The sequence below is a fragment of the Nocardia jiangsuensis genome (genome assembly GCF_042650385.1).
Lineage (GTDB): Bacteria > Actinomycetota > Actinomycetes > Mycobacteriales > Mycobacteriaceae > Nocardia > Nocardia jiangsuensis.
Window position 1 is genome coordinate 873,768 of record NZ_JBHSAX010000014.1, and the last position, 8,841, is coordinate 882,608.

Genomic DNA, 8,841 nt, shown 5'->3' on the forward strand with positions numbered 1-8,841 from the left:
TGTGTGGCGGAAGAGTAGTTACAGTGGGCCCGACGGGAACTGTGTGGAAGTCGCATTCCTGATCGACGGCAACGTAGCGGTCCGGGACAGCAAGGCCGATGGTCGTGGCCCGGTGCTGGCGTTCGCCCGGGGCGAATGGAACACGTTCCTAGCCGGGCTACCCGGTGCGGAATTCCGCCGCCGCTGAACCGGTCGGATTCTCGAGCGGAATGGATGGCCCCGAGCCGGCGGGCTCGGGGCCTTCGCGCGTCCGGGGCCGTTAGCCCGCGCTGGCACTCCGTACCGGCGCCGGTAACCTCGGGTCGGTGGAATCGCTGGCAGCGCAGGACGCGACGATGTACTGGCTCTCGGCGCGCGGCCCCACCGATCTCTTCCTGCTCTACTGTTTCACCGATACCGGGCTCCCCGACGCGGAACTGCGCGAATTCATCGCCCGCCGCAGCTCGCGCATCCCGGAACTCTCGGTTCGCCTCCGCCGGACTCCCGCCGACCTGAACCAGCCGTTCTGGACGCCCTCACAATTCCATTCAGAACAATTCCGGCAACACGAGATTCCCGATTCCGATTGGCACGGGGTGTCGCGTGCGCTCGGGGTCCTGCTCGGCAGCAGGGTCGAGGCCGCGGAGTTTCCGTGGCGGTTGCACGTCTTCCGCGGGGTACGCGGTGTCCCTGGAACGGGTGTCACCGGCGATCCGGCGCTCGTCGCGGTGCTGCAGGTGTCGCATGCGCTTGCCGACGGCCGCGGTGCGGCTCGGCTGGCGCGGCAGCTCTTCGGGGCCGGGGAGCCGGTCTCCGCTGCACGTGCGGATGTGCGCGCGGCTGGGGTGCGGCGCGCGCTGGCGGGCGTGGCGCTCTACCCCTGGCGGCTGGGGGCGACGGTGCTGCGCGGTCTCGGCGCGGCCAGGGCCGGGCGGGAGCTGGCGGCGCGCACGGCCGCGGGGGAGATCCCGCCGCCCGGCCCCTGCTATCCGCCGGGGCCGCTGAACCCCGCCGCGATGCCGACCGGGCACGTCGCACGGGTGCTGGTGCTGCCCGCCGATGAACTGCGCGCGCCGGGCCGCACCGTCACCGCGCTGGCGTCGACCGTCGTCTCGGTGGCGCTCGCCCGGTACCTCGCCGAGCGCGGGCACGAGGTGCGGCGGCTCGGCGCACAGGTGCCGGTGGCGATTCCGGCGGGTGCGGGTGGGCGGAACAATTTCCGCAGCGTCGGCGTCGAGCTGCACCCGGAGGTGCCGGAGCTGCGGGCGCGCTCGGCGCTGATCGCCGCCGAGCTCGCCGCGCGCCGCACCAGGGCGATGCACCCGCTGCTCCTGGCGCAGGACCGGGTGACAGCGGTGCTGCCCGCCGCGGTGCTGCGCCGGGATATCGAGCGGTACCCGGCCGATGTCGTGCCGAGCGAGATCACCGGCCACACCGTCGTCTCCAGCGTGCACCGCGGTCCGGCGGATCTGCGCTTCGGCGGGGGAGCGGTGCGCTGGAGCAGCGGCTTTCCCGCGCTGGGCAGCGTCATGCACCTGACACACGGCGTGACCGGCCTCGGTGACACCGTGACGCTCTCGGTGCACGCCGACCCGGCGGTGCTGCCCGACCCGGATCGATACCTGGCGATCCTGGCCGCGGCCGTGGCCGAAGTCGTTGCCGCGCACCGGGATTGATCAGCGCGGCATCTCAGTGCCGTGATCCGGAGGCCGCGCCGTCCATGGGCCCGCGCATCTCGGTGCGGGGTCGATCAGTGCAGCCGCCAGGTGCCGTGCACGTCCGTGCCGTCGACCCGGACGCTCGCGCTGTCCATGAGCCCGCGCGCGGCGGCATTCTCCGCGGTCGTCGTCGCGACCATGCGCCGCGCCCCGGCGCGCGATGCCTCGGCGCGCAGCAGCGCGACCACGGCGCGGCCGACCCCGCGGCCGCGCGCGCCGCGGCCGAGCCAGATGCCGGTCTCGAATTCACCGGCGCCGGTCGGTCGCAGCCGGGCCGCGCCGACCACCGCGTTCAGCTCGAGGACGACGAAGGTCAGCTCGATCGGCTCGGCGGCGAGTCCGCGCGCCCGGTGGAAGCTGAGGAAGGCGGCGCGCCGCTCCGCCGTCCACCCGGGTTGACCGGCAACCGGCGGCATGACCTCGAGCGGGTCGGCGTCGGCGACCGCGGCGGCGAGCAGCGCGGGCAGGGTGTCCTCGGTCAGCGGGTGCAGCGCGATATCCGGCACGCGGGCCAGCCTGGTCGGCCCGGTGCCGGTGTGGCAACCGGATTACCAGACGTTCGGCACGCACGGGTTGGGCAGGCTGGAGCCGGCGGCCAGATCGCAGACACCGCTGGTGAAGATCTTGAACGGGGCGGTGACCAGCAGCACGAGGACGCCGATCACATTGCCCTGCTGGATCAGGTACTGCCCGGTGCGCAGCGCGTCGCCCGCGTGGTCGGCACCGGAGGAGCTGGTGCTGTAGCGGTCGGTGGCGACCGGCGCCGGGGCGGGCTCGATCGGCTGCGCCATGGCGCCGGAGGCGGTGGCGACCAGGGCTGCCGCCGCGACCGAGGCGGCGGTGAGACGAAGGCTTGTACGCATCGTTGCGCTCCTCTGCTGGAAGAATTGTCATTAACTTAGCAGGTTGCCAGCGTGGTGGAAGCCTCAATCGGCAGGGAATTTGCGGTCACTTAGGCGAACGGGCGGTGACACGGAAAAGGCCCGGGCCGGGAACTGGTGTTCCCGGCCCGGGCCGATGCGGAGGATAGGGGATTTGAACCCCTGAGGGCGTTAACCCAACCCGCGTTCCAGGCGAGCGCCATAGGCCACTAGGCGAATCCTCCGTGCAGCAGCATAGCGAACGGGGCGCCGACGACCCAAACCGCCCCGGATTGGGCCACGGCGGGTGTGGGCCGCTACACTGGCCGACGGATCCCGCGCGGCGCGCATCCTGTGAACTCCCCCAGGGCCGGAAGGCAGCAAGGGTCAACGGGCTCTGCCGGGTGCGCGGGGTCCCCTCAATCCCTCCCCCGGCGCGGCGATCGGCCGCCCGTTCCGCACTTCCCGGCCGTGCCAACGGCACCCGGCGCTGCGCCGGTCTCGAGTAACGTGAGCGGCGCTTCCACCCCCACGCTGCTTGAAAGGCTGCTCAGGATGTCCCGGCAAACGCAGATCGGTTTGATGAGCCACGAGGAACTGGTGTCCGAGCACGAGACCCAGGCCGCGAGTTACGCGAAGCTCCAGACCGAGAAGCTCACGCTGGATCTCACCCGCGGCAAGCCCGCGCCGGAGCAGCTCGACCTCTCGGCGCGGCTGCTCACCCTGCCCGGCGACGGCGACTACCGGGACGGCTCCGGCACCGACTGCCGCAACTACGGCGGCCAGCACGGCCTGCCCGAGCTGCGCGCCATCTTCGGTGAGCTGCTCGGCATCCCGGTCGCGAACCTGATCGCGGGCAACAACGCGAGCCTGGAGATCATGCACGACGTGCTGGTCTTCGCGATGCTCTACGGCACCCCGGATTCCGAGCGGCGCTGGGCGAGCGAGCCGGTGGTGAAGTTCCTGTGCCCGAGTCCCGGGTACGACCGGCACTTCGCGATCACCGAGAGTCTCGGCGTCGAGATGATTCCGGTGCCGATCGGCCCGGACGGGCCGGACACCGCCCTGATCGCCGAGCTGGTCGCGGCCGACCCGGCGATCAAGGGCCTCTGGGCGGTGCCGAACTACTCGAACCCGAGCGGTGTCGTCTTCTCCGAAGAGGTTGCGCGCGCGCTGGTCTCGATGCCGGCCGCCGCGCCGGACTTCCGGCTGTTCTGGGACAACGCGTACGCGGTGCATCCGCTCACCGACACCGCGGCCCCGGTGCTCGACGTGCTCGGGCTGGCCGCGGCGGCGGGGAACCCGAACCGCCCGCTGGTCTTCGCCTCCACCTCCAAGATCACTTTCGCCGGCGCGGGGGTCAGCTTCTTCGGCGCGGCGACGGCGAATCTGGACTGGTACCTGACCCACGCCGGGAAGAAGAGCATCGGCCCGGACAAGATCAATCAGCTGCGGCACCTGCGCTTCTTCGGCGACGCGGATGGCGTGCGGGCGCACATGCAGAAGCACAGGGCGATCCTGGAGCCCAAGTTCGCGCTGGTGCTGCGGATCCTGGAGGACCGGCTCGGCGCCTCGAAGGTGGCGTCCTGGACCGAGCCAAAGGGTGGCTACTTCATCAGCCTCGACGTGCTCGAAGGCACCGCGGCCAGGGTGATCGCGCTGGCGAAGGACGCCGGAATCGCGCTCACCGCGGCGGGTTCCGCGTTCCCGTACAAGAAGGACCCGGAGGACAGGAACATCCGGATCGCGCCGAGCTTCCCCGGGCTGCCCGAGCTGGAGCAGGCGATGGAGGGGCTGGCCACCTGCGTGCTGCTGGCCGCCACCGAGAAGCACCTGGACAACTGAGCCCCGGCGGGCGGCGGCGGGCGGGCGTCCGCCGCCCGCGCGGGCGCTACCGGCCTTCCGGTTTGTGCGCGAACACCGCGAACATGGTCACCGAGAGGTGGATGTCGCCGGTCTCGGCGCCGCGGGCGAGTTCGGCGAGCAGTTCCTCCCGCTGGGGCTCGGTGATCCGGCCGCGGGCGACCGCCATGGCCGAGATCTTGGTGACCAGCGAGCCCGCCGCGGCCGCCCGCTCCTGCACCAGCGCGTGCGAGCCGATGTCGTCGATCTCCAGCCCGGCCTTGGTGAGCAGGCCGGGGAGCCTGCGTCCGGAGAGCGGGTTGGTGGTGCTGGCGAGCAGCGTCTCGATCACCTCGCGGGTGATGTCCCTGGCGCCGGGGTGCAGGATCGCGGTGCCCCAGTCCACGTCCATCACCACCGTGCGGCCACCCGGCCGCAGCACCCGCTCGATCTCCCGCGCCGCCCGCAGCGGGGTGGTGAGGTGCTGGAACACCCGCTCGCAGAGCACCGCGTCGAAGGAGTTGGCGCGGAACGGGATGCCGTAGGCGTCGCCGGGGTGGAACTCCGCGTGCGCGCCGAGCTCGGTGGCGCGGCGCTGCGCCGAGGCGAGCAGGTTCTGGTCCGGCTCGACGCCGATCGCGGTGCCGGTGGGGCCGACCGCGTCGGCGAAGGCGAAGACCTCCGAGCCGGTGCCGGAGCCGATGTCGACCGCGCGCTCACCGGGGGCGAGCGCGAGCGCCTCGTGCGCCCAGGTGCGCAGCCGGTGGATGCCGGGCAGGGCGGCTTGCAGGTCGCGAACGTCGACCAGCTGGTCGTGCCCTTCGCGGTCGAATCGATCCGGTCGCAACCCGTCGGTGGTCATGGTGTGCTTCCCGTCCGTCTGTGGCGCCGTCGGCTGTGGCAGGGGCGTCGTCTGAGGCATGCGGCGAGCCTACGTGGGGCGCGATGATCACGCGCGGCCGGTTTGTGAGGTGGGTCACCAGAGATTCGCCTGCGCGCGGAGTGCGATGATGGAGGCGCCCGCCCCGATCGAGGAGTACCGATGAGCCGCACGCTCTGCCTGGCCCAGGAGCCGGGGGCCGACGAACTGCTCAGCGCCGATCACTTCGCCACCCTGCTCGGCATGCTGCTCGACCAGCAGTACCCGATGGAGCACGCCTTCCGCGGGCCGAAGAAGATCGCCGATCGGATGGGCGGCTTCGACATCCACCGGATCGCGGAGGCCGATCCGGCCGAGTTCGAGGAGCTCTGCGCGACCCCGCCCGCCATCCACCGGTACGGCCGCTCCATGGCCCGCCGCGCCCAGGACCTGGCCCGCTACCTGATCGAGCACTACGACGGGCGCGCCGAGCAGCTCTGGACCGCCGGTGACCCGGACGGCGCCGAGGTGCTGCGCCGGCTGCGCGACCTGCCCGGATACGGGGAGCAGAAGGCCAAGATCTTCCTCGCGCTGCTCGGCAAGCAGCGCGGGGTCGAGCCCGCAGGCTGGCGGGCGGCGGCCGGCGCGTACGGCGACGAGGGGTCGCGGCGTTCGGTGGCCGATGTGACCGACGGGGAGACGTTGGCGCAGGTGCGCGAGTTCAAGAAGCAGGCAAAGGCGGCGGCCGCGGACGCCGCGGGTGCGGCGCCGGTGAAGAAGGCGGCCAAGGCGCCGGTGAAGAAGGCGGCCAAGGCGCCGGTGAAGAAGGCCGCCGCGAAGAAGGCGACGGCGAAACGGACGATCGCGACCAAGAAGGCGGCCGGAGCGAAGAAGGCGGCCGCCGAGTAGCCGTCCTGTCCAGGGCACTCGAAGCAAACCGCAGCGGAATATCCCGCGCGGCGGAATCCTTTCGCCTGGATGGAAACGAAAGCCGTCCGGGGCGCCTCCGCTCCATTGGAATCGCCCTGCTTTTTTCCCTCGTCGTGTGACCCTCCCGTAACACATGCTTTCCGGCGAAAGCTCTACGAGATGAGGGAAGCTCCATGAGGATGAGGAAGCTGGCCGTAGCCGCGGCCCTGGTCACCGCGGTGACGGGTGTCGTGACCGGCACCGCGGGGGCAGCGCCGCAGGCACCCGCCGAGTCCGGCGGCGTGAATTTCACCGCGCACGCCACCGATACCCAGTCGATCATCTCGATCGACCAGGGCGCGCTGGTCGTCGAGGACAACGAGTTCCGCGTCAAGGCGCCGAACGGCACCGTGGTGGCCGGCACCGCGCTGAATTTCCGGATCGACGAGTTCGAGTTTCCGATCGCCGCGAATATCGCCGGGAACTCGGCGACGCTGACGCCGCTGGTCGATCTGGCACACGCGCAGTACAAGCCGGTCGCGCTGCCCTACGAGGACAAGGCGCCGTGGAAGAACGAGTACGACCGTGAGGTCGCGGCCTGGACCAGGCTGACCAGCACCATCGCCGCGGGCGCCACCATCGGCACCCTGGTCGGCGGCCTGGTCGGCGGCGCCGCGGGCTGCGTGCTCGGCGGTATCGCGGGCGCCACCGTCGCCTCGGCCACCATCGTCGGGCTGTTCGGTCCGTTCGTTCCGGCCGCGGTCATCGGCTGCTTCGGCGGCATCGTCGCCATCGGTGCGCTCGGCACGCTTGCGGGGCAGTTGCTCGTCACCGCCCCCGTGGCGATCGCCGCGGCGATCCAGTACTTCCAGACCATCAACGCGCCGGCTCCCGCGCCCACCAGGTAGGCAGGCGCGCGCAACCCACCGCGTAGCCCCGCCCGGCGACTCACCCACCGGGCGGGGCTTCGTGCTGTCCGGAGAAGGTGTGGTATCCCGCCCTCCTGACGAAAACTATTCTCACCAGCTGTGATTCGGCACCGAAATGAATCCGATCGGAAGGTTTTACCCAGTTTTTCCCCATGGAAAGCTTGGTGGGGCCCCGCCCCGGTGTTACCGTCTAGTTATGCCTGCCAGCCGTACCGCCGCCCCGAAGGTCACGTACGTGACCTTCGCGCTCGGCCTTCGGCTTCCGCTCACCCGGGAACTGTGTTGTTCCCGCCGCCGCGGCTGAGCCCACACCCAGGGCTTGTGCTGCCTCGTTGCCGCACCCCGTAGGTATCCGTCCCGATCGGGACATTGCATAAGGATTCACGATGTCGTCTTCCACGATGTCCACCCGTACCGCCGAACGAACTTCGCGGTCCGCCCCGACTGCCCGCCCGCGTACCCAGCGTCCCGTCGTGACCCCGGAACTCCGGGTCGCCGACAACCCGGCCGCCGCGGTGCTCCGCGCGGCGACCGCCGGCCCGGTCTCCCGTGACGACGCGGCCAGGAGCACCGGCTCCAGCATCGCCACCGTGAACCGGCAGGTCTCCGCGCTGCTCGCGGCCGGCCTGCTGCGCGAGCGGCCCGACCTCACCGCCGCGGGCGCCGTCGGCCGCCCCCGGGTCCCCTTCGAGGTGGACCACGAGAAGTACCTGACGCTCGGCATCCACATCGGCGCCGCGGCCACCAAGATCGTCGCCGCGGACCTGCGCGGCCGGATCCTCGGCGGCCTCGCCATCGCGACCCCGCAGAGCGGGCAGCAGTTCGCGGTGAACACCGTCGCGCGCAGCGCCCGCGCGTTCCTGCAGCGCTGGCACCGGCGCAAGCCGCTCTGGGCCGGCGTCGCCATCGGCGGCCGGGTCGACCCGCTCACCGGCGTCGTCGACCACCCCAAGCTGGACTGGCACGGTGCCGCCGTCGGCCCGGTGCTCGGCGAGGTGCTCGAGCTCCCGGTCTCGGTCGCGCCGCACGTCGAGGCGATGGCCGCCTCCGAACTGCTGCTCCCGGTCCCGGATTCGGCCCGCGTCGGGGAGAAGCCGGGCCGCAAGCCGGCGAGCGACAAGGGGCCCGGCCAGGGCAGCAGCCTCTACTTCTACGTCCGCGAGACCGCGGGCATCGCCGTCACCCTCGACGGCCGGGTGCACACCCCGAGCAACGGCCCCGGCTCCATCGCGCACCTGCCCACCGGCTCGGACGTGCGCTGCAGCTGCGGCCGGACCGGCTGCCTCGAGGTCACCGTCGGCGATCGCTCGGTGCACGCGCGCGCCGTGGGGCGCGGGATCATCCCGGCGCACAACGGAACCGGCGGCACCACCATCGCCGATCTGTACCGGGCCGCCGAGGCGGGCTCCGAGCCGGCGCGCGAGCTGCTCGCCGAGCGCGCCACCATCCTCGGCCACACCGTCGCGCTCGTCCGGGACATGCTGAACCCGGACCGGGTGGTCCTCGGCGGCCAGGCCTTCACCGCCTACCGCCCGGCCGTGTCGCACGTGGCCAAGGCCTTCCAGCAGGGCAGCCAGCTGCCGCCCACCGATATCCGGATCAGCGGATTCGGCGGCAAGGTGCAGGAATTCGCCGCGGTGGTGACCTCGCTGAGCGTGCTCTACGCCGATCCGCTCGGCGCCGTCCGCCGGCTGCAGGCCTGAGGCGCGCGGCACCCGCTCAGCGGGTGCCGCCGCCGAAGAGCC

8 protein-coding genes, 1 tRNA gene, 1 other RNA gene and 1 pseudogene are annotated in these 8,841 nt (G+C 71.8%); 7 read left to right on the forward strand and 4 right to left on the reverse strand.

The window, feature by feature from the left end:
* Window position 1: 1 nt before the first annotated feature.
* Entirely contained in the window at window positions 2–187 is a 186-nt protein-coding gene (locus tag ACFO0B_RS18365; RefSeq protein WP_378613854.1) for a DUF397 domain-containing protein, read from the forward strand.
* A 118-nt stretch (window positions 188–305) separates the two neighbouring features.
* Window positions 306–1,655, forward strand: coding sequence for a hypothetical protein (locus ACFO0B_RS18370; RefSeq protein ID WP_378613679.1), 1,350 nt, complete (start codon window positions 306–308; stop codon window positions 1,653–1,655).
* Between the two features lie 74 nt (window positions 1,656–1,729).
* Here ACFO0B_RS18370 and ACFO0B_RS18375 read toward each other — a convergent pair whose 3' ends face one another.
* The 3 genes from ACFO0B_RS18375 to ACFO0B_RS18385 form a co-directional block, all read right to left on the reverse strand.
* Window positions 1,730–2,203, reverse strand: a complete 474-nt coding sequence (locus tag ACFO0B_RS18375; protein ID WP_378613680.1) for a GNAT family N-acetyltransferase — start codon at window positions 2,201–2,203, stop codon at window positions 1,730–1,732.
* Between the two features lie 42 nt (window positions 2,204–2,245).
* Window positions 2,246–2,560 (reverse strand): hypothetical protein, encoded by a 315-nt coding sequence (locus tag ACFO0B_RS18380; RefSeq protein WP_378613681.1) that lies wholly within the window; start codon window positions 2,558–2,560, stop codon window positions 2,246–2,248.
* 157 nt (window positions 2,561–2,717) lie between these two features.
* Window positions 2,718–2,802, reverse strand: a tRNA-Ser gene (locus ACFO0B_RS18385).
* A gap of 83 nt (window positions 2,803–2,885) precedes the next feature.
* On the opposite strand from ACFO0B_RS18385, the gene ffs reads away from it, so the two are divergent.
* Both ffs and ACFO0B_RS18395 read left to right on the forward strand, forming a co-directional pair.
* Window positions 2,886–2,980: signal recognition particle sRNA small type (gene ffs / locus ACFO0B_RS18390), an RNA gene on the forward strand.
* 132 nt (window positions 2,981–3,112) lie between these two features.
* Window positions 3,113–4,402 carry an aminotransferase class I/II-fold pyridoxal phosphate-dependent enzyme gene (locus ACFO0B_RS18395; RefSeq protein ID WP_378613682.1) on the forward strand — a complete coding sequence of 430 codons (1,290 nt, stop codon included), beginning with the start codon at window positions 3,113–3,115 and terminating at the stop codon, window positions 4,400–4,402.
* Window positions 4,403–4,448: 46 nt separating this feature from the next.
* On the opposite strand, the gene ACFO0B_RS18400 is transcribed toward ACFO0B_RS18395, so the two are convergent.
* The gene (locus ACFO0B_RS18400; protein ID WP_378613856.1) at window positions 4,449–5,261 is read right to left on the reverse strand and encodes a methyltransferase domain-containing protein; all 813 of its coding nucleotides are present in this window, start codon (window positions 5,259–5,261) and stop codon (window positions 4,449–4,451) included.
* Between the two features lie 180 nt (window positions 5,262–5,441).
* Here ACFO0B_RS18400 and ACFO0B_RS18405 point away from each other — a divergent pair.
* The 3 genes and pseudogenes from ACFO0B_RS18405 to ACFO0B_RS18415 form a co-directional block, all read left to right on the forward strand.
* Window positions 5,442–6,014 (forward strand): annotated as a pseudogene (locus tag ACFO0B_RS18405) (HhH-GPD-type base excision DNA repair protein); the annotation flags it as partial.
* A 347-nt stretch (window positions 6,015–6,361) separates the two neighbouring features.
* Window positions 6,362–7,075 (forward strand): hypothetical protein, encoded by a 714-nt coding sequence (locus ACFO0B_RS18410; protein WP_378613683.1) that lies wholly within the window; start codon window positions 6,362–6,364, stop codon window positions 7,073–7,075.
* A 407-nt stretch (window positions 7,076–7,482) separates the two neighbouring features.
* Window positions 7,483–8,799, forward strand: coding sequence for an ROK family transcriptional regulator (locus ACFO0B_RS18415; RefSeq protein ID WP_378613684.1), 1,317 nt, complete (start codon window positions 7,483–7,485; stop codon window positions 8,797–8,799).
* Window positions 8,800–8,841: the final 42 nt, after the last annotated feature.

Bases quoted from the DNA above. Each gene is read 5' to 3' on its own strand.
- ACFO0B_RS18380 (WP_378613681.1), bottom strand. From the start codon at position 2,560: ATGCGTACAAGCCTTCGTCTCACCGCCGCCTCGGTCGCGGCGGCAGCC.
- ACFO0B_RS18395 (WP_378613682.1), top strand. From the start codon at position 3,113: ATGTCCCGGCAAACGCAGATCGGTTTGATGAGCCACGAGGAACTGGTG.
- ACFO0B_RS18400 (WP_378613856.1), bottom strand. From the start codon at position 5,261: ATGACCACCGACGGGTTGCGACCGGATCGATTCGACCGCGAAGGGCAC.
- ACFO0B_RS18410 (WP_378613683.1), top strand. From the start codon at position 6,362: ATGAGGATGAGGAAGCTGGCCGTAGCCGCGGCCCTGGTCACCGCGGTG.
- ACFO0B_RS18415 (WP_378613684.1), top strand. From the start codon at position 7,483: ATGTCGTCTTCCACGATGTCCACCCGTACCGCCGAACGAACTTCGCGG.